The sequence below is a fragment of the Xanthomonas hortorum genome (assembly GCF_011305375.1).
In the GTDB taxonomy this organism is placed as follows: Bacteria; Pseudomonadota; Gammaproteobacteria; order Xanthomonadales; family Xanthomonadaceae; genus Xanthomonas; species Xanthomonas hortorum_E.
Map to the genome: position 1 here is coordinate 86,576 of NZ_VCME01000001.1, position 20,161 is coordinate 106,736.

The window sequence follows — 20,161 nt, forward strand, 5'->3', positions numbered from 1 at the left end:
CCGGCGGGTCCTTGCCCGCCCACCGTCGCGGGACCTTACGCGGCATCCATGCCGCGTAAGGTCCCGCAATCGGTGAGGGCATCGCACCTGCCAACTTGGTCGTGTGCTGGCGGTAACTGCACTGCCGGCCGTGCCTATCAGGCGGTGAGTGCAGTCTTTTTGTTGGCCGCTCTTGGCTACGCACTGTGTGCCATCGATACGGAGTAGTTCAACGGGACAAACATCATTGTGGCAGATGGCTAAGAGCCGCTGCACGCGTGTTGCGATGCCCAAAACGACAAACACCGCCGATCGCTCGGCGGTGTTTGCGTGATAGATGTACTGATCGGAACTTTCGATCAGCAAATTACGATCAAGCGTCGCTACTCAGAACCGGTAGGTAACCCGGCCATACCAGTAGCGCCCGTTGAAACCGAACGGCGACAACGACGAATACTGCAGGCCGCCGGCGCGGTCGTCGTAGGCGGTGTTCAATTGCGCCTTGGTCGGATACTGGTTGGTGATGTTGTCCGCGCCCACGGTGAAGGTAAACGCGTTCCAGGTCTGGCTGGCGGCCAGATTCAACAACCAGCGCGCGTCGTAGGTCTGATCCTGGCTGCCATCGACCGGGTCGCTGATGCGCTTGATCGACCCGTAGCGGGTGGCGTTGAAATTGAGCCCGAATCCGCCGAAGGTCCAGTCCGCTGCCGCCATGTACTTGGTGCGTGGCGTGGCATCGGTGAGCAGGCCCTGGCTGGCGCGGCCGAAGTTGGGGTTGGTCAACTCCAGGATGGTGGTCTTGTTGTAGTTGGCGCTGGCACTGAGATTGAGCTTGCCGTAGTTGCCCAGATCGGCCAGGTAGCTGTTGATCCAGTCCACGCCACGGGTACGGCTGGTGGCGCCGTTGACGAAGAACTGCACCGCCGCCACCTGGCCGATCGGCTGCGCCAGCTGCAACTGGTCCGAATACAGGATCTGGTCCCAGATGCGGATCTGGTAGACGTCCAGGCTGGAGGTGAAGTTGGCAGTCGGCTGCCACACACCGCCCAGACCGTAGTTGGTGGATTTTTCCGGGCTCAGCGGTTGTGCGCCCAGCGCCACGGCAACCGGATCGGAGGTGCGATAGGTACCTACCTGCACCAGCTCGCCGTCCTGGATCAGCGTCACCACCGAGGCATAGTTCTGCTGCGCCAGCGACGGTGCACGGAAGCCGTTGGAGATGGTGCCGCGCAGCGAGAAGGTATCGCTGAAGGCATAGCGCGCCGACAACTTGCCCGAGCGCGTGGAGCCGGCGTCGCTGTAGTTTTCATAGCGCCCGGCGATGCCGCCGGAGAGCTTGTCGGTGATGTCCGCTTCCAGGTTGGCGTAGACCGCATTGCTGTGGCGGCCGAACTTGCCGGCCACCGACGGCTCCAACCCCGAGAACACCTGTGCACCGCCCGGATAGGGCGCGCCGGTGTCGGGGTTGATGGTATTGGGGTCGAAGAAGTACGACTCCGGCGAACCGGCGCTGATCTGGTAACGGTCCTGGCGATGCTCGGCGCCGAAGGCCACATTGACCGGATACGCCAGGCCCCAGTCGAACGTCTTGCTGACGTCCAGATTGACCGTGCCCTGCTCGGTTTCGAAACCGCCGGAATTGAAGTTGGTCGGCGAGCTGCCGGTGCTCCAGAACAGGTTGGTGTTGATGCTGTTGAGGATGTTGAAGGTCATGTCGTTCTTGCCGTACACGGCCGACAGGTCCCAGTTCCACTCGCTTTCGGTGCTGCCCTTGATGCCCAGCACCGCCGAGCGATCGTTGGTGGGGTTGTAGATCTGCGGCAGGAAGCCATTCGGGTAGATCGCCTGCACATTGCGCGCGGTGTTGTCGGCCGCGCGGTAATAGCCGTTGGAGGTGACCTCGCGGCGGCTCATGCTGAGGTGACCGTACAGCTCCAGGTTCGGCGAGAACTCATAGCCGAACGCGGCCAGCCCCTGATAGAAGTTGGAGGCCGGGTCGCCATGGCGCTGATACGGCACACCGCCCGGATTGGGCGTGCCCGGCACGGTGGTGGCGCGGTTGGTGTTCTCGCCGCGGTTGGTGCTCATGGTGTTCTGGTAGTTCCAGGACAGCCGCACCCAGCCCGGTGCCGTATCGCCGCCGGTGCCGCCGAAGGGCATGCCGACCGAGCCGTCGATGCCGTTCTGCTCGCCATCGCCCTTGTCCATGATGCCGCCGTTGATCGACACGGTATTGCTGCCGGTATCGGCGCCATGTTTGAGCACGATGTTGACCACACCGGCGATCGCATCGGAGCCGTATTGCGCCGAGGCGCCATCACGCAGCACTTCGATGCGCGCGATCGCCGACATCGGCAGCGAGTTCAAATCCGCCGGTGCCGAACCACGGCCCACGTACGGGTTGTAATTGATCAACGACGAGGTGTGATAGCGCTTGCCATCCACCAGCACCAGCACCGCATCCGGCGACAGGCCGCGCAGGGTGGCCGGGCGCGCGGCATCGTTGCCGTCAGAGATCGCCGGGCGCGGGAAGTTCAGCGACGGCAGCAATTTGCCCAGCGCGCTGGCGATATCGGTCGCGCCGGTGGCCTGCAGCGATTGCTCGGTGATGATGTCGATCGGCGACTCGGATTCGGCCACCGTACGATCGCTCACGCGTGTGCCGGTGACGATCAGGGTATCCAGGGTTTTCTGCGGCTGGGTCGATTGCGACTGCGCACTGGCGGCGAACGTGCAGACGGTGAGTGCGACCGAAATCGCAAGCGAAAGTGCGTTGGAGGTGTGCATGGGAATGAAGGCTCAAAGGGGATGAAGGACGCAGGAAGGAAATGCGCGTGTTGCTCGGGGGAGTGCGACTGCGTACTGCGTGGCCCGTCGTGCTTGCGCGCCAGATGTGTTCCGCGTGGCGGAGACGGCGTGTGCAGCAATGACGTCGGCCGGTGACGCAGCCATGCTGCTGCGTTGCGCATCCTTGCTGAAGAAGAGCGTTGATCTCCCCCTCGCGCATCGATGCGAGAGGGGAGCGATGCTGCGGCGTTACCTGCAGCGCCCCAGCGCTGCGTGGTGTGTGGTGCGTTTTGCGAGGTAGGACAAGCGCTGGCCGTTGCCGACCAGCGCGCAGCGCTTTACCACTTGTAGCTCACGTTGGCGTACACCAGCGCACCGTTGAAGCCGAACGGCGAGGAACCGCTGTAGGGCAGGTAGGTGCGCGTGCCGAGGCCGGCCTGCTGACGGTCCGGATATTCGTTGAGCACGTTGTCGCCGCCGATGGTGAAGTTCCAGCTGTCCAGCTTGTAGGACGCGGCCAGGTCCAGCGTCCACTTGGCGCTGTAGGTCTGGTCGCTGCCGGCGTTGGTGCCGAAGGTGGTGAACTCGCCCCAGCGCGTGGCGGTGCCGGTGAACGACCAGTTGCCCGGTGCCCAGGTGCCGCCCAGGAAGAACTTGTCGCGCGGCGTGCCTTCGGTGATGCGACCGATTTCGGCACGGCCGATGCGCACCGCGTTCGGATCGATCGCCACCAGCGCTGCCGGGTTGTCGGCGATCTTCTCCACTTCGGTCTTGTTGTAGTTGTAGCCGGAGGTCAGCTCCACGCTGCTGCCGTCCAGATTCCAGCGATAGGTGCCGACCACATCCACGCCCTGGGTCTTGGTGTCCACGGCATTGGTGAAGTAACGCCCGCCACCGATGCCCGGGAAGCCATTGGCCTGCAGATAGTTGCGCGCTGCGGTCGAGGTGAGGTTCTCCGACAGCACGATGCGGTCATCGATATCGATGCGGTACGCATCGACGGTGACGTACAGATTTTCCACCGGCTGCAACACCAAGCCCAGGCCGTAGTTCTTGGATTCCTCGGCCTTCAACGGCTCGGCGCCGAGTGCGATCGCAGCGGCATTGTCGGTACGGAAGGTGCCGATCTCGAACGGAATCGCCGTCACCGTGCCGTTGGGCTGCGCCACGTTGAGGAACTGCGTGGCGATCGACTGGAAGTTCTGCTGCTGCAACGACGGCGCGCGGAAGCCGGTGGAGGCGGTGGCGCGCAACGCGACCTTCTCGGTGAAGGCATAACGCAACGACAGCTTGCCGGTGGCGGTGTCGCCGAAGTCGCTGTACTTCTCGTAGCGCCCGGCCAGACCGGCCGACAGCTTTTCGGTCAGATCCGCTTCCAGGTCCACGTAGGCCGAGTGGCTGTTGCGGTTGTAGTAACCGGCATCGGAGAGCTTGAAGCCCGGAAATACCTGTGCGCCCGGGATCAGCGTACCGGCCGCCGACGGAATGCCGCCATTGGCCGAGGATGCCGCATCGCCGGGCGACTGGTTGAACTTCTCGCCGCGCCATTCCGCACCGAAGGCCAGCGTGACCGGGTAGGCCAGGCCCCAATCGAGCGTCTTGGTGAAGTCGGCATTGAGCACGTTCTGGGTGACTTCCAGCGTGCCTGCGTGGAAGTCGGTGGGGCTGGCCAGCCCCAAGCTGTTGTTCAAACTGTTGCGTACATCGAAGGTGAGATTGTTCTGGCCGTAGTTGTAGCTCAGATCGATGTTCAAACCGCCTTCGGTGGAGGTCTTCAACCCGCCCACCCACGACACGTCCTTGCTGACGTTGTAGATCTGCGGCAGGAAGCCGTCCGGATAGATTTCCGGGCGGTTGCGGCTGTCGCCGGCAAAGCGGAAGTAACCGTTGGACAGCACTTCGCGACGGCTGACCATGCCGAACGAGTAGAAGGTGAGGTAATCAGTGGGGCTGTATTCGCCGTTGAACGACACTGCGCCCTGGTCGATGTCCGGGTCGCCGTAGCGCTGCTCCACGCGGCCCTGGAACGGCAGCGCGCGGTTGGTCTGATCCGAATGCCCGGCCTGCGCGGCCAGATGCACCTTGCCGGTGCCGGCGAAGCTGAAGCCTGCATCGCCGGACAGCTGGTACTGCTCGCCGTCGCCGGCGCTGTACTTGCCGTAGCGGCCGCTGATGCTGCCGCCTTCGCCGCTGCCCTTGAGCACGATGTTGATCACACCGGCGATGGCGTCCGAACCGTATTGCGCCGACGCACCGTCGCGCAGCACTTCGATGCGCTCTACGGCAGCGATCGGAATGGTATTGAGATCGGCCGGCGACGAACCGCGGCCCTGGGTGTCGTTGAGATTGATCAGCGCGGTGGTGTGGTAACGCTTGCCGTTGACCAGCACCAGTACCTGATCGGGCGACAGGCCGCGCAGCTGCGCCGGCCGCACCGCGTCCGAGCCGTCGGAGATGGCCGGGCGCGGGAAATTCAACGAGGGGATCGCGCGTGACAGCGCGGTAGCCAGCTCGGTGGTGCCGGTCGATTCCAATGCCTGCGGCGAGATGATGTCGATCGGCGATGCCGATTCGGCCACAGTGCGATCGGCCACGCGCGTGCCGGTCACGATCAAGGTATCGAGGGTTTTCTGGGTGGGAGCCTGTGACTGCGCGGATGCGCTTGAAGCGGAAAACGACAGTGCAAGAACAACGGCAACTGCGAGTGGACTGGTCTTGCAATTCATGCGGTGACAACTCCGAGTGGGGAACGGATGCATCGCAGGGGCCCCCCTCCCGGGCCGCGTCCGTTGCGGCAGCTGCGGTGCGTTCCCAACCATTAACCACGTGTAACCACATGTCAAATTTTGGTTATGTTGCGCGTGCAACCGTCATTGAGGATGTGCTAATGGCATCGTTGTCATCGTGCACCAAAGTGATGCGTTGCTTGCACCAGAGCTGCTGTGGCACGGCCTTGCTTGCACCATCTTGGACATCGATACCAGTTATGAAAGTTGTGCATCAGAACGTGATTTACCCCGCATGAGTGCGGTATTGCGCAGGAGAACGGAGACGGCCGCGCCGGTGCCGCGCTCGGACTCACGCGTATGTGTGGCGGTATGTCTTACGTGCCTGTTGATTGGAAGCAACGTCGTTGCACTCGCCAACGCAACAACCGCTGCTGCCATGTCTTGAAACGCACACGCCCCGGACTGGCCGGGGCGTGTGGTCAAACCTCAAACTGTGCAGCCGCAGAACTTACCAACGGTAGTTGATGCGCCCGTACACGTACGCACCGTTGAAACCGAACGGCGACAGATTGCTGTACGGAAACTGCCCGCTGGTGGAATTGGCGAAGTTGTTCTCGTCCGGGTATTCGTCCAGCAGATTGTCCGCACCCAGCGTCAGCGTCCAGCGGTCGACCTTGTAGCTGGCCGAGGCATCCACCACCCACTTGGCGCCAAAGGTCTGGTCGTTGATCGCCGCGGCCGGACGGGTGCTGTATTTGCCGTAGCGCGTCGCACCCAATGCCAACGTCCAGTGCTCCAGATTCCAGCTGCCGTTGATCAGGAACTTGTCGCGCGGGAAGCCTTCTTCGATGCGACCACGTTCGGTACGGTCGATGCGCTCCAGGCTCAGTCCGTTGGCCGACAGCGCCGCCGGGTTGGCCGCCACGTTGCGGACTTCGGTTTCCGAATAGTTGTAGCCGGCGGTCAGGTCCACGCTGCTGGCGGCCAGCTGCCAGCGGTAGCTGCCGACCACGTCCACACCGCGCGTGCGTGTGTCCACCGCATTGGTGAAGTAGCGCCCGCCGTTGATGCCGAAGATGCCCTGCGATTCGAGCAGATTACGCACGGCAGTGCCGGTGAGGTTGGACGAGAGCACGATGCGGTCGTCCACATCGATCTGGTACGCATCCACGGTGAGGTAGAGCGCATCGGTCGGCTGCAACACCAGGCCCAGGCTGTAGGACAGCGAGGTTTCCGCATCCAGCGGCTCAGACCCCAGCGCACGCGCCACGGTGCTGTCGGCGGGGAAGGTGCGGATCTCGAACGGGTTCGGATTGCCGGCCAGGAAGGTGGTGCTGGTGGACTGGAAATACTGCTGCGCCAGCGACGGCGCACGGAAGCCGGACGACACCGTGCCGCGCAACGCGATCTTGTCGGTGAAGGCATAGCGCCCGGACAACTTGCCCGAGGCCTGGCTACCGAAATCGTTGAAGTCCTCGTAGCGCCCGGCCAGACCGGCGGAGAACTTGTCGGTGAAATCGGCTTCCAGATCCGCGTACAGCGCGTAGCTGTCACGCGAATACTGCCCGGACACGCTCGGCGCGAATCCGCCGAAACCCTGTGCACCGCCGGCCAGCGTGCCGGCCTGGAAATACGAGCCCACTTCGCCCGGCGACTGGTTCCACTTTTCGTTGCGGTATTCGGCACCGAAGGCCACCGTCACCGGATACGCCAGGCCCCAGTCGAAACCGCGCTTGACGTCCAGGTTGACGATGTTCTGCGTGGTCTCCAACGCGCCATCGTAGAAGGAGGTCGGCGAGGTCGGGCCCAGGCTCACGTTGAGCGTGTTGCGGGTGTGGAAATCGATCTTGTTGTAGCCGTAGTTGTAGCTGGCATCCCAGTCCCAGCCACTGGCGGTGGAGCCGCGCACGCCGGCCACCAGCGAGCGGTCCTTGGCGTAGGTCTGGATTTCCGGCAGGAAGCCCTGCGGATAGACCGACAGGATGTTCTGGGTGGTGCTGCCCGGCGCGCGGAAGAACGCAAACGAGGTGATGTCGCGGTTACTGGCGGTGGCGAACGCATAGCCGGTGATGCTGTCGCTGAAGGCCAACTCGGTATTGGCCGACACCGCCTGCGCGTTGACGTCGGGGTCGCCGATCTTGAACGCCTTCTGGCCAACGGCCGGCTGCGAAGCACTGGGTGCGCCGGCATAGCCACGCGCACGGTCGGTGGGGTCCTGCTGATTGAGCTGGGCCGCCACATGCAGCCAGCCGCGATCGCCGCCGTAAGCCACGCCGGTATCGCCGGACAGCTCGTAGTTGCTGCCGTCGCCGGCCGAGTACTGGCCGAAACCGGCCTGCAGGCTGCCGCCCTTTTCAGCGCCCTTGAGCACGATGTTGATCACGCCGGCGATGGCATCGGAGCCGTATTGCGCCGAGGCGCCGTCACGCAGTACTTCCACGCGCGCGATGGCGGCGACCGGAATGGTGTTCAGATCCACCGCTGCCGCGCCACGCCCGATCGTGCCGTTGAGATTGAGCAGCGAAGAGGTGTGGCGGCGCTTGCCGTTCACCAGCACCAGTACCTGGTCCGGCGACAGGCCGCGCAACTGCGCAGGACGGATCGCGCTAGTGCCGTCGCTCAACGCCGGCCGCGGGAAGTTCAGCGAGGGCAGCGCACGCGCCAGCGCGGTGGCCAGTTCGGAGGTGCCGGTGGCCTGCAGCGATTCGGCGCTGATGATGTCGATCGGCGACTGCGATTCGGCCACAGTACGGTCGGACACGCGGGTGCCGGTGACGATGACCGTATCGAGCGTATTCGCGGGCGCATCAGCTGGGGCAGTGGCCGGCGCGGTGGTCTGGGCGAGGGCGGGGGAGGCGAGCAGCGCCGCAACGACGGCGGCTGCGAGCGTGGACAACGGGTAATTCATGACAACTCCGAAACATGGGTCCAAGCAGGACCAGCAAGACTGGGCAGGGTCTGGGCGCAAAAAGCCAATCGCGAATGAAGCCAGCGGCCAGCCTGAAGGCGCTAATTATTCGTTAACGCTAGAATGGCGTCGCAGGAATGCTGCTCATCTGCTCATTCCTTTTCGTTCTATCGGACTGTCCATCAATGATTTCCCTGCGCAACTTCTCCATGCGACGCGGCGAGCGTCTGCTGTTGTCCAACGTCGACCTGACCATGCATGCCGGCTACCGCGTCGGTGTGGTGGGCCGTAATGGCACCGGCAAGTCGAGCCTGTTCGCCGCGGTGAAGGGCGAACTGGAAGCGGACAAGGGCGATGTCGACCTGCCCGGCAAGGTGCGCACCGCCAGCGTCTCGCAGGAAACCCCCTCGCTGCCCGATCCGGCGCTGTCGTTCGTGCTCGGTGGCGACATCGAGGTGTCGGCCATCCTGCAGGAAGAGGCGGCGGCCACCTCGCGCGAGGACTGGGAAGCTGTCGCCAACGCGCACCAGAAGATGGCCGAGCTTGGCGCCTACGACGCCGAAGCGCGCGCCGGCAAGTTGCTGCACGGCCTGGGCTTCCCGGCCGAGACCCATCACCGCGCGGTGTCTTCGTTCTCCGGCGGCTGGCGCGTGCGCCTGAATCTGGCGCGCGCGCTGATGATGCCCAGCGACCTGTTGCTGCTCGACGAACCGACCAACCATCTGGACATGGACGCGGTGCTGTGGCTGGAGCAATGGCTGCTCAAGTACCCGGGCACCTTGCTGCTGATTTCGCATGACCGCGAGTTCCTCGACAACGTGGCCACGCATACGCTGCATCTGCACGGCGGCACCGCCAAGCTGTACGTCGGCGGCTATACCGATTTCGAACGCCAGCGCATCGAACACCTGCGCCAGCAGCAGATCGCGCACGAAAAGGGCCAGGCCGAGCGCGCGCATTTGCAGAGCTTCATCGACCGCTTCAAGGCGCAGGCCAGCAAGGCCAGTCAGGCACAGAGCCGCATGAAGCGGCTGGCCAAGATGGCCGGCACCGAAGCGGTGCGCGCCGAGCGCGAATTCCGCATCGAATTCGCACAGCCGAATCGGCTGCCGTTTTCGCTGATCAGGCTGAATCATCTGGACGCCGGCTACGGCGCGGATTCGGTGATCCTGCACGACGTCGGGTTCGGGTTGGAGGCGGGTGACCGTATCGGCTTGCTCGGTCCCAACGGTGCGGGTAAGACCACGCTGGTCAAGACCTTGGTGGGCGAGTTGGAGCCGTTGTCTGGCGAGCGCAGCGCGCATCCGGATCTGCGCATTGGCTACTTCGCCCAGCACACGGTGGAGTCGCTGCACGAAGGCCAGTCGCCGATGGACCACTTCCGCGAGCTGTCGCCAGATGGCTCCAATCAGGCGTTCCGCGACTTCCTGGGCAAGTGGAACTTCGCCGGCGACCGCGCCTTCGAAGTGGTGGATGGTTTCTCCGGCGGCGAGCGTGCGCGTCTGGCGTTGGCCCTGATCGCCTGGCAGCAGCCGAACGTGCTGCTGCTCGACGAACCGACCAACCACTTGGACCTGGAAATGCGCGAAGCGCTGGCCGAGGCGCTGAGCGACTTCGAAGGCGCCATCGTGATGGTCTCGCATGACCGCCATCTGATCGGCCTGGTCTGCGACAGCTTCTGGCGCGTGGCCGACGGTGTGGTCGAACCGTTCGCCGGCGACCTGGACGAATACGCCGCCTGGCTGCGCAGTCGCCCGGCCGCGCAAGGCACCAAGCAGAAGCTGGCCGAGGTCGCCCCGACCCCGCCACCGCCGACCAAACCGCTGCCGCCGAAGAAGGTCGTCAATCCGCACAAGCTGGCCAGCGCCGAAAAGCGTGTGGGCGAGCTGGAAGCGGCATTGGCGGAACTGGACCGGCAACTGGCCAATCCGGCCAACTACCCCGACAGCGAGAAGATGGCCGTGCTGGGCCGCGATCGCGAGGCCACCGCGCAGTTATTGGCGGCCGCGGAAGCGGCGTGGATGGAACTGATCGACGGTGCCGCCTGATCGCGCGTGCTGCGGCTGCAGCCATGCCCGCAGGCTGATCCTGCCAGCCAGTTCGTCGCGCGGTCATGCAGTCCGCGCGAGCGTGCAGCGTTTGGCAACGCCAAGCGCTTCTCCTCGCTGCATGAGCAGCCGCAGCATGGGCCGGACCGGTGGTCAGTATGGCCTGGCGGTGCGATGACGCGATCAGCGTGCCCGCAGCCGCGCTAGCAAAGCGCTGCTGGCATAACCGTCCTGCGGCAACTGCTGGCTGCGCTGGAATGCACGGATTCCCTGGCGAGTTCGCGCCCCCAGCGCACCGTCGACGCCGCCCACGTCGAATCCCTTGTCGGTAAGCCGCTGCTGCAGCTCGGTGATCTCTGCCACGCTATTAAGCGGCGGATCGTCTTTGGGCCAGGGCTGCTCGACCCCGGCTCCACCCGCATAGCCATCGGCCAGCAGACCGACCGCCAGCGCATAGGCGGTGGAATTGTTGTAACGCAGAATGCTGCGGAAATTGTCGAACACCAGGAAAGCCGGGCCGCGATACCCTGTGGGCAAAAGCACCGATGCCTGTTCCTGGGCCAGTGCGGGCGCAATCGGCTTGCTGCCACACACCACACCCTGGCGCAGCCATTGGGCAACGGTTTTCTTGATCGTCAGGTCGGCCTGCGCGTAGTCGAAGCCGGCTGACAGATGCACTTCCTGGCCCCAGGGAACAGCGCTGCTCCAGTTGCTCTGCTTGAGATAATTCGCGGCAGAGCCCAACGCATCCGCACTGGAATTCCACACATCGCGTTTGTGGTCCCCATCGTCGTCGACCGCGTAGTCGCGATAGGTGCTGGGAATGAATTGCGTCTGTCCCATGGCGCCGGCCCATGAGCCCACAAACTGCGATCGATCGACGCCTTTTTCCGTCTGCAGGATCTGCAACGCCGCAAGCAGTTGCGTATTGCCATAGCGGGTGCGCCGACCCTCATGCGCCAGCGTCGCCAGCGAACGGATCACGTAGCGGTCGCCGATCTGTTTGCCGTACTCGCTTTCCATGCTCCAGATGGCTGTCAGGATGCCCGGATCCACACCGTATTGCTGCTGCAACTTTTGAAAGAGGGCGCGCTGGCTGATCAGCAGTTGCTGTCCTTCCTGGATGGCGGACGGTGTGACACGGTCGTCGAGATAATCCCAGAGATAGCGGGTGAATTCGGGCTGCTGCTGATCCAGTGCCTGCACCGATGGATCGGGTGTGACGCCAGCGAATGCAGTGTCTAGCGTGGTTGTTTCAATGCCGGCAGCAAGCGCACGCTGGCGGAAGTCGACCAACCATTGTTCGAAGCTGGGCGTGGGCGCGGGATCCTGCTGGGCAGCGGCGTTCGTTGCGGGAGGCGAGGTTGTTCCAGGGGCAGTGGCTTGCGCTGTTGCGTTGGCGGCAGCAACACATGCGCCGATACATAGCGAGAAACGAAGAAGGTGCGAAGGCGTGATCATGGGTCTGCCCGATGCGGGATGGGAGCCCAACGTAGCCCTCAGTTTCCGGGAATAAAACTATCGCAGCTATTCGTTTTCATCACTTCTTTCATCTCTAAACCAAGTGGCCAACAGAGAATGTGTCGGCGTGCCGATTCTTCTGCGCCGGTCCAGAGGGAACAGGCGCCACTGGACCGCTCATGCGGAAATGGTTTGCGCTAGCCAGCGGTGAAAGCTGAGCGCGGCGGCTCCGGCCGGCCGCGAACGCAGATGGGTCAGCCAATAGCGTCCAGCGTCGATCCTGATCGGGAACGGGCACACCAGGCGCCCTGCATCCAGATCCTGGCGAAACATCGGCAACGGCAACAACGCCACCCCGGCACCTGCCGCCGCGGCGCTGGCCAATGTCAGCGACGAATCGAACATCGCACCGCGCGCTGCGACCTCGGTCGCACCCGCCGCGCGAAACCACTGCGGCCACTCGTCCAGTCGATACGAGCGCAGCAATTGCACCTGTGCCAGATCGGCCGGCGTGCGCAACGCGCGCGCGATTGCCGGCGCGCAGACCGGTGCAAACGGCGCCTCCATCAGCGCATGGGCGATCTGCCCGTGCCAGTCGCCATCGCCGAAACGGATCGCTAGATCCAGCCCTTCGCCAGCCAGATCGACGCGGTTGTTGTGGGTCGACAGACGCAGCTCGATCTCCGGATGCGCCGCATGAAAGGCATCCACGCGCGGCAGCAACCAGCCGGTGGCGAAGGTGCCCACCACGCCGACGCTGAGTACCTCGCGATAGCGGCCATCGGCAAAGCGCTCCAGGGTGGCAGCAATGCGGTCGAAGGCCTCGCCCAGCACCGGAGCCAACGCCGCGCCCTCGTCGGTGAGCGCCACGCCGCGTGGCAGGCGGTGGAACAGGTTGGTGCCCAGCTGCTGTTCAAGTGCCTTGATCTGGTGGCTGAGTGCGGCCTGGCTCACGCACAGCTCGCCGGCCGCGCGGGTCAGGTTCTGATGACGCGCAGCGGCCTCGAAGGCGCGCAGGGCATTGAGCGGGAGGCGGGGCCGGGGCATGCGTAGAGATTAGTTCAATTCATGCCTGGGATCGAAACATCGCGATGGTCGGCTGCTTCGCCTGCATCGATACTGCGGGCTCTCCCAATGAGGTGGCCCCATGTTGAACCGACGGCAGTTCCTGTCCGTGACCGGTGCGAGTGTGTTGCTTGCGGCGTCCAAATCCGCATGGCCGCTCTCCCGTGTGGCGACATTGCACGAGCCAACGGGCGATCTGCTGCGGGCACGCTGGGCCGAGATCGAACGTGGCACCGGTGGCCGCCTGGGTATCGGCCTGCTCGACAGCGCCACCGGCAAGCACTTCGGGCAGCGCGAAGACGAGCGATTTCCGATGTGCAGTACCTTCAAATTTGTATTGGCTGCGGCAGTATTACAGCGGGTGGACCAGGGCAAGCTGACGCTGGCGCAACGGGTCAAAATCCGTGCCTCGGACATGCTGTCGCATGCGCCGGTGACCGAGCGCCATGTCGGCGGTTCGCTCAGCGTGGCCGAGCTGTGCCGGGCCACGATGATCTACAGCGACAACCCGGCCGCCAACCTGTTGTTCCCGCTGGTCGGCGATCCGCAAGGCCTGACTGCTTTCCTGCGCGGCATCGGCGATACCCAGACCCGCAGCGACCGTCACGAGCCGGAGATGAATCGGTTCGCCCAGGACGACCCGCGCGACACCACCACCCCGGCCGCGATGGCTTTAACGCTGCGCACGCTGCTGCTCGGCGATGCCTTGCAACCTTCCTCGCGCAAGCAACTGAACGACTGGATGATCGACAACCGCACCGGCGATACCTGCCTGCGCGCGGGCCTGCCGCGCAGCTGGAAGATCGGCGACAAGACCGGCAGCAACGGCACCGACACCCGCAACGACATCGCCATCCTCTGGCCACCGAAGGGCAGGGCACCACTGCTGCTCACCACGTACTTGAATGGCGCCAGCGTCGACAGCGATGCGCGCGATGCGGCGTTAAAGGCAGTGGCGAGCCACGTGTCTGCTTGATGCGTGCGCGGCGGGTTGCTCTGGAGCGGCCCGTTTCACAGCGCGATCGAATTGCCGCTCTGCAAGCTGCGAACCAGCGTGGTCGGCTGTTGGAGGTCGACGCAGTGTCTGCAGCGGACTGCAGTTGCTGCACTCCGCCTCGAGGCCATGTCTGCAAGCAGCGCGGCGGGCGTTTTTTCGACGCCAGTGACTAAGAGCGGCTAACAAAACCTAGCGAGCGAGCGCCTGAAAGTGAGTGCAGTGGTTTTGTCGGCCGCATCTTGGTGGATGCAGTCAAAAGTCCAGATCAAACGCTGAGTGGGTCGAATGCGCGGTGCCCTCACCGCTCGCGGGACACGCCGTAAACCCGTCCCTGGGGGCTCGGTGGCGGCATCCATGCCGCCACACGGTCCCGCAAGCGGCGAGGACACCGCACCAGAGAGTTGATCGGTTGCGTTGTTTAAAACCATACACACCGACCATCTCGACTGGTCCTTGCCCCCCCACCGGACCGTACCCGGCATGGATGCCGCGTAAGAGCCTACATGGATGTACTTGCGGCGTGTCCTGCGATGGTGGGCGGGCAAGGGCCCTGCAGCCAGGCAGCAGATCAGCCGGCCTGCAGTGGACTGGCGTAAAGTAGTTTTGTTAGCCGCTCTAAATCCTGATCAAGCGCGATGCCGATACCCAAAGTGCGCGAAAGCCTGTGGGTCGACATCAGCCGACGAGACCATGGCCGCAGTGGAGGATCTCGACATCGACGGTCTGGCCAATCCGGCCTATCCAGTCAAGCCGCAGCATCGATCACTCAAGATCCTGGCGCATGGGTCAATTCGGTCTGATACAACTGCGCCGGCCCACCCATCGCCGGATCGCTCACGCTATCGGCGCCGGTTTCGACGCGACCTGCCAGGCGTTGACGCGCACCATCCTGCTCCAGCCACAGGTCGTACCAGCCGCCGCTTGCTGCGGCCTTCCAGCTGCGTCGCTGCGTGCTGCCCGGCGCCACGGTCAGTTGCTCGCGTGGCTGCGCATTCGCATAGGCCGCCGGTTGCAACGCCACCTGCACTGCGGTGGTGCCGGGATTGTGCAGCAAGAGCGACAACGCGGCTGGATCGTTGGCGTCCTGCGTAATATCGGCCAGCAGTAGCGCAGCGCTGAGATCGCCGCGATAGTGACGATGGAAGCCATTGGGGCCGAGCAACCACAGATCGTAGCGACCGTCGTAGGTGCTCCAGCTGCCTTCCAACGTGGCACCGTTGCCGAGCGTGTAGCGACGCGGAATCGCCGCCAGGTCGTAGCGGTCGTAGACGTGCAGCACGACCGCAGCACCGTTGTTGGACATGCGCAGCACCACGTCGCCGCGCTCCTGCACATAAGTCAGTTGCACAGTCGGGCGATACGGCACTGCGCGCGAACGCCGTACACCGAATGGCTGCTGCGGCGCTTGCAACGAAACAGGCAGCGGCGGCAACGTGTGCTCGCGCATCGCTGCCGCGCGCGCTGCAGTGGCGCTGACATCGGGCAATGCAGCGACGAACGGGCGCGCATCCGCGGTACTAAAATCGAATGCGGTGGTGAGATCGCCGCAGACTGCACGCCGCCATGGCGTGATCTCCGGCGCCGGCACGCCGAAGCGGCGTTCCAGCAGGCGCAATACCGAGGTGTGGTCGTACACCTGCGAATCCACCCAGCCGCCGCGGCTCCATGGCGAGATCACGTACAGCGGCACACGCGGGCCCAGTCCATAGGGGCGGCCACGCAGTTCCGGTAGATCCACTTTTTGCTCGCCGGGTGCTGGCTGACGGTGGTATTCGTCGTCGGTGGCAATGCTGGATGCACCCGCAAAACCGGCGGCCGCACGCGGATCCGGCGACGGTGGCGCCGGCGGCGGCATGTGATCGAAAAAGCCGTCGTTCTCGTCGAACATCAACAGCAGTGCGGTGCGGCTCCATACCTGCGGATCGGCGGTCAGCGCATCCAGCACGCGTGCGGTGTAGGCCGCGCCTTGCGCAGGGCTGGAGGGATCCGGATGCTCGCTGCCGGCCGCATCGGCAATGATGAAACTCACCGACGGCAGTTGCCCGCCAAGCACATCGGCACGCAATTGCTCAACACCGCGCGTGCTCACGCCACGCGCGCGCAGTTGCGCATCATGCCCCGGCGCAGCACTGAACGCCTGCCGAAACGGCGCAAAGCCCGCCAGCGGGTTGTCGGTGAAGTTGTCGCGCATGTCCTGATAGATCTGCCAGGACACACCCGCTTTCTGAAGATGCTCGACGTATGTCGTCCAGTGATACGGCTCGGCGAAACCGCCCAGCTCCGGGAAGTTGTCGTGCGAGTTACCGATCACCGGCCCACCGGCGCGCGCCTGCGGGTCGTTGCCGCCGCTCCACAAAAATACGCGATTGGAGTTGGTGCCGGTCTGGATCGAGGCGTGGTACGCATCGCAAATGGTGAAGGCATCGGCGAGCGCGTACTGAAACGGAATATCCGCGCGCCCGTAATACCCCAGGGCGTGATTGTGCTTGGCGGCGGCCCAATGCCCGAGCCGGCCGTGGTCCCAGGCGCGTTGCGCATCCACCCAGCTATGCGGAGTGCCTTGCACGCGCATGAAGCCGAACTGCGCCGCAGTATCCAGCGCAAACGGCGTCAGCCACTGGCTGCCATCTTCGCTGGGCTGCAGCCACACCGTGCGTGCAGGCACACCTGGCAGTGGTGGAGCAGGAATCGGAAAACGATCGCCGAACCCGCGCACGCCGGGCAGCGCGCCGAAGTAATGATCGAAGGCGCGGTTTTCCTGCATCAGGATCACCACATGCTGCAGGTCTTCCAACGTGCCGCTGCGACGGTCCGGCGCGATGGCCGCGGCGCGCGCGATGCTGGGCAATAACGCGGCCGCGGCACCGGCGAGTCCGGTCTGCAACACGCGGCGGCGGGGAAGATCGATCATCGTGTCACCTGGTTGGCGCGCCAATCCTGTTTGCGCTGGAGCGGGTCGAGCGTACCCAACTCGTCAGCGTGTGTGTTCTCTTGCCTGCCTGCAAACTGCCGGTCATGTCCCTTTGCCCTTGTGCAGGAGGCGACGCAGGGAGCGGATCGGGTGGCGTGCCTTTAGCCGACCCGCTCCCTGCACGTCGCAAAAACCATCCCGCGCAGGTCGGCAATGCGCCGTCTACGCTAGAGATCCAGCGTCAACGTCAAACCAACCGTGCGCGGTGCGCCGATAAACGCGCTGTCGCTGCCGTCCACACCTTCCAGATAACGCTTGTCGGTGAGATTGCTGACGTTGAGTGCCAGTTGCAGGCCCTGCAGCTGCGACGTCAGCTGCGACAGTTCCACGCCCAGGTTCGCATCGAAGGTGGTCACCCCGTCGAGTGCGGCGCGGTTGGATGCATCCAGATAGCGCTTGCCCAGATAACGCCCGGAGACGCCAAAGCGCCACGCCTGCCCGCGCCAGTCGGCCGACAGGACCAAGGTGTTGCGCGGTTGGCCGATCACCTGCGCGCCGGGCGTGATCTCCAGCGCAGCATCGCGCGCGGCATCGCCGCTACCCAAGTAATCGGCCTTGTTATAGGTGTAGGCACCGTTGATGCGCCAGCCGTTGTCCCAGCCATAACCCAGCGCTGCCTCCACACCGCGCGCATGCACGCCGCCGAAGTTTTCGTACACGCCATCGGTTTCGCCGAGATAGTCGATGCCGGTGACGAAGTTGGCCGGCACATACACGATGCGGTTATCGAAACGGATGTCGTACAGCGTCACGCTGCCGGTCAACGGCCAGCGGCTGATGCGCAGGCCGAGCTCGACGTTGTCCGCGGTTTCCGGTTGCACGCGGCTCAGCGCGACCGGGTCGGTTTCGCCCAGCACTCCGGACGGAATCGCGGCGAAATTTTGCGAGTAACCGGCAAACGCTTCCAACCCTTGCACCGGGGTGGTCCAGGTCAGGCCGGCCGACAGCAGCGGGTCCGAATGCGAATCCGATTCAACATGCTGCGCATCGCCGATGCGGCGGTCGCGGGTCTGGTCGACGAAGAACTGCTTGACGCCCACCCGCCATGCAAACGCGCCATAGCGCATCACATCTTCCACGTAATACATCTGCTCGTCGGTCTGGTATGCGTCCTTGAACTGCACCCAGTACGGCTGATGATCGAAGCTGATATTGGTGCCCACATTGAGCAGGCGATGCCAGTCGCGGGTGACGCTACGGTCGTAACGTTCCAGCCACGCACCGGCACGCACGGTGTTGTCCATGGCGCCCAGATCCGCGCGCCATTCCACATCCGCCATCGCGCCGGCACGGTGGTTGTCGTAGTGGCTGTGGCGATACGACTGCACCGGCACCGAGCCTGCGGGATAGCAGGCCGGGTTGGATTCGGCCGGTACCGCATCGCTACCGGCGCAACCGGCCAGCATCGTCGCGGCTGCGCCGCCCGGAGTGAGGTAATACAGCTTGCCCAGGTCGCTGCCGGCATACACGGTGTTGCCGCCACGCGCTTCGGATTCCGGCGCGCCCGCACCGTCGTTGGTCACGTCCACCAGATACGGCGGAATCCAGTCGCCACGGCCTTGCATGCGATGCGCGTAGCTGGTGAGCGTGGTCTTGAAGCCGTTGCCCCCATCGAAGGCGCCGCGCAGATAGCCAAACGTATTCTTGCGCAAGGCGCGCGAGCCGGAGCGGTAGTTCTGGTCCAGATACGGAATGCCGGTGAGCGTGCCGGTCAACAGATCGTGCTCGGGATCGCGCGCGAACTGCTCGGGCGTCACGCTGGTGTATTCGGATTCGTCGGCATCGTCGTACGACAGATAGCCGCTGAGTGTCCACTTGCTCAAGGTACTGACGAATTTGCCGGCCAGGTGATCGCGGCTGGTGTGGCCGCTGCCGTCGATCCAGTCGTCGTTGCGCGCGGACGAGCCGCTGACCCAGGCGCGCGTGTTGCCGCCGAGCACGCCGGTGTCGTAGCGCGCGTAATACTTGCGCCCCTGGTTGTCGCCGATGCCGCCGATCACGCGCACGCGCTGTGTTTCCAGCGGCTCGCCGGTGAGGTAATTCAAGGTGCCGCCCAGCGCCTCATTGGAGCGCGAGGCAATGTCGGCGGTGCCCTGGCTGACTTCCACCGTTTCCAGATCCGGCATGTCGATGAAGCGGTTGGCCTTGGAGCCGCCGCCATACGCCGAGCCGCCGTTGGGCACGCCGTCGATCGTGGTGCCGATCTGCTGCGTATCGCGATTGCTGACAAAGCCGCGCATGCTGATCTGCGTGCCCCAGTCCGACGAGCCGAACGCATCGGCCTCGGTCACCACCACGCCAGGCAGTTCGTTGAGCGCATCGTTGACGCTGCCGAGCACGAACTGGCGGTCCAGCATTTCCTTGCTGACGGTGGTCTTGGAATAGGTCATCGCCTGGCCCACGACCTGCACCTGGTCCAGCGTAGACACCTGTTCGCCAGCGTTGGTCGGTTCGGCCGCGGCCGGTCCAGACGCGGCGCCATCCGGGACCTGCTGTGCGTAGGCGGGCAGGGTGAGTGGAACCAGCAGCAGCGCGAGCGTGGCCGGATGGCGCATGCGCGATGAAGACGTCGAATCCATTGCAATCCAACAAGCGGGGAGGGAGTCTGCGAAGACTCCCGCACTTGCGTTGCGTGATGATGACCGCGCTACAGGTGAGGCCGCGATCACGGGTAGATGGGTAAAACCTCACCGCCAGGACGACGACGATCTGGCGGTGTTTGGATATTCCAGGTCAGGTTGGTTTCAAAACACCCCGAATGTCGTGCGGCAGCGTGGTCTATTCACTCCAAGACGATAAATTTGGAATCGTTGCGCCGTTGTAGATGCAGTCAAGGGCTTAGGTCAAAGGCATGGCTAGTCGAGTGCGCGGTGCCCTCACCGCTTGCGGGACACGCCGTGAATCCGTCCCTGGAGGCTCGGTGGCGGCATCCATGCCGCCACACGGTCCCGCAATCGGTAAGGACACCGCACCAGAGAGTTAGTCGGTAGCTGGTTAAAAAGGCTGGCCTTCTCGCGAGTTGCCTTGGCTTGCCAATGCTGCTCGCATAACTACATGTGAGCTAGCGAGCTAGAGGCACGCGACGCACTGCTTGCACCATGCACACCGACACTCTCGACTGGTCCTTGCCCGCTCACCGTCGCGGGACCTTACGCGGCATGGATGCCGCGTAAGTGGCGGCGTGTCCCGCGATGGTGGGCGGGCAAGGGCCCTGCA

The 20,161-nt window shown here is 64.2% G+C and carries 9 protein-coding genes; 2 read left to right on the forward strand and 7 right to left on the reverse strand.

Annotated features, from left to right (window positions below; translation table 11 throughout):
- Nucleotides 1-366: 366 nt before the first annotated feature.
- The 3 genes from FFY45_RS00330 to FFY45_RS00340 form a co-directional block, all read right to left on the reverse strand.
- The gene (locus tag FFY45_RS00330; RefSeq protein ID WP_176338907.1) at nucleotides 367-2,766 is read right to left on the reverse strand and encodes a TonB-dependent receptor plug domain-containing protein; all 2,400 of its coding nucleotides are present in this window, start codon (nucleotides 2,764-2,766) and stop codon (nucleotides 367-369) included.
- 338 nt (nucleotides 2,767-3,104) lie between these two features.
- Complete coding sequence (locus FFY45_RS00335) at nucleotides 3,105-5,492, reverse strand: TonB-dependent receptor plug domain-containing protein (RefSeq protein WP_176338908.1); 2,388 nt, start codon at nucleotides 5,490-5,492, stop codon at nucleotides 3,105-3,107.
- 511 nt (nucleotides 5,493-6,003) lie between these two features.
- Nucleotides 6,004-8,403: a TonB-dependent receptor plug domain-containing protein gene (locus FFY45_RS00340; RefSeq protein ID WP_176338909.1), complete on the reverse strand. Its 2,400-nt coding sequence runs from the start codon at nucleotides 8,401-8,403 to the stop codon at nucleotides 6,004-6,006.
- Between the two features lie 185 nt (nucleotides 8,404-8,588).
- Here FFY45_RS00340 and FFY45_RS00345 point away from each other — a divergent pair, with 185 nt between their 5' ends.
- Complete coding sequence (locus tag FFY45_RS00345; protein WP_176338910.1) at nucleotides 8,589-10,451, forward strand: ABC-F family ATP-binding cassette domain-containing protein; 1,863 nt, start codon at nucleotides 8,589-8,591, stop codon at nucleotides 10,449-10,451.
- A 183-nt stretch (nucleotides 10,452-10,634) separates the two neighbouring features.
- Here the strand turns inward: FFY45_RS00345 and FFY45_RS00350 are convergent, their stop codons facing one another.
- Together FFY45_RS00350 and ampR are read right to left on the reverse strand one after the other, a co-directional pair.
- Nucleotides 10,635-11,912, reverse strand: a complete 1,278-nt coding sequence (locus FFY45_RS00350; RefSeq protein WP_176338911.1) for a lytic murein transglycosylase — start codon at nucleotides 11,910-11,912, stop codon at nucleotides 10,635-10,637.
- A gap of 177 nt (nucleotides 11,913-12,089) precedes the next feature.
- Nucleotides 12,090-12,959 carry a LysR family transcriptional regulator AmpR gene (gene ampR, locus FFY45_RS00355; protein ID WP_176338912.1) on the reverse strand — a complete coding sequence of 290 codons (870 nt, stop codon included), beginning with the start codon at nucleotides 12,957-12,959 and terminating at the stop codon, nucleotides 12,090-12,092.
- Nucleotides 12,960-13,059: 100 nt separating this feature from the next.
- On the opposite strand from ampR, the gene bla reads away from it, so the two are divergent.
- Nucleotides 13,060-13,953: a class A beta-lactamase gene (gene bla, locus FFY45_RS00360; RefSeq protein ID WP_176338913.1), complete on the forward strand. Its 894-nt coding sequence runs from the start codon at nucleotides 13,060-13,062 to the stop codon at nucleotides 13,951-13,953.
- Nucleotides 13,954-14,740: 787 nt separating this feature from the next.
- On the opposite strand, the gene FFY45_RS00365 is transcribed toward bla, so the two are convergent.
- Both FFY45_RS00365 and FFY45_RS00370 read right to left on the reverse strand, forming a co-directional pair.
- The gene (locus FFY45_RS00365; protein ID WP_176338914.1) at nucleotides 14,741-16,885 is read right to left on the reverse strand and encodes a phosphocholine-specific phospholipase C; all 2,145 of its coding nucleotides are present in this window, start codon (nucleotides 16,883-16,885) and stop codon (nucleotides 14,741-14,743) included.
- Between the two features lie 227 nt (nucleotides 16,886-17,112).
- Nucleotides 17,113-19,524 carry a TonB-dependent receptor domain-containing protein gene (locus FFY45_RS00370; protein WP_176338915.1) on the reverse strand — a complete coding sequence of 804 codons (2,412 nt, stop codon included), beginning with the start codon at nucleotides 19,522-19,524 and terminating at the stop codon, nucleotides 17,113-17,115.
- Nucleotides 19,525-20,161: the final 637 nt, after the last annotated feature.

What these genes read in the sequence shown, in the direction of transcription:
- FFY45_RS00330 (WP_176338907.1), bottom strand. Translation starts at nt 2,766, where the DNA reads ATGCACACCTCCAACGCACTTTCGCTTGCGATTTCGGTCGCACTCACC.
- FFY45_RS00335 (WP_176338908.1), bottom strand. Translation starts at nt 5,492, where the DNA reads ATGAATTGCAAGACCAGTCCACTCGCAGTTGCCGTTGTTCTTGCACTG.
- FFY45_RS00340 (WP_176338909.1), bottom strand. Translation starts at nt 8,403, where the DNA reads ATGAATTACCCGTTGTCCACGCTCGCAGCCGCCGTCGTTGCGGCGCTG.
- FFY45_RS00345 (WP_176338910.1), top strand. Translation starts at nt 8,589, where the DNA reads ATGATTTCCCTGCGCAACTTCTCCATGCGACGCGGCGAGCGTCTGCTG.
- FFY45_RS00350 (WP_176338911.1), bottom strand. Translation starts at nt 11,912, where the DNA reads ATGATCACGCCTTCGCACCTTCTTCGTTTCTCGCTATGTATCGGCGCA.
- ampR (WP_176338912.1), bottom strand. Translation starts at nt 12,959, where the DNA reads ATGCCCCGGCCCCGCCTCCCGCTCAATGCCCTGCGCGCCTTCGAGGCC.
- bla (WP_176338913.1), top strand. Translation starts at nt 13,060, where the DNA reads ATGTTGAACCGACGGCAGTTCCTGTCCGTGACCGGTGCGAGTGTGTTG.
- FFY45_RS00365 (WP_176338914.1), bottom strand. Translation starts at nt 16,885, where the DNA reads ATGATCGATCTTCCCCGCCGCCGCGTGTTGCAGACCGGACTCGCCGGT.
- FFY45_RS00370 (WP_176338915.1), bottom strand. Translation starts at nt 19,524, where the DNA reads ATGGATTCGACGTCTTCATCGCGCATGCGCCATCCGGCCACGCTCGCG.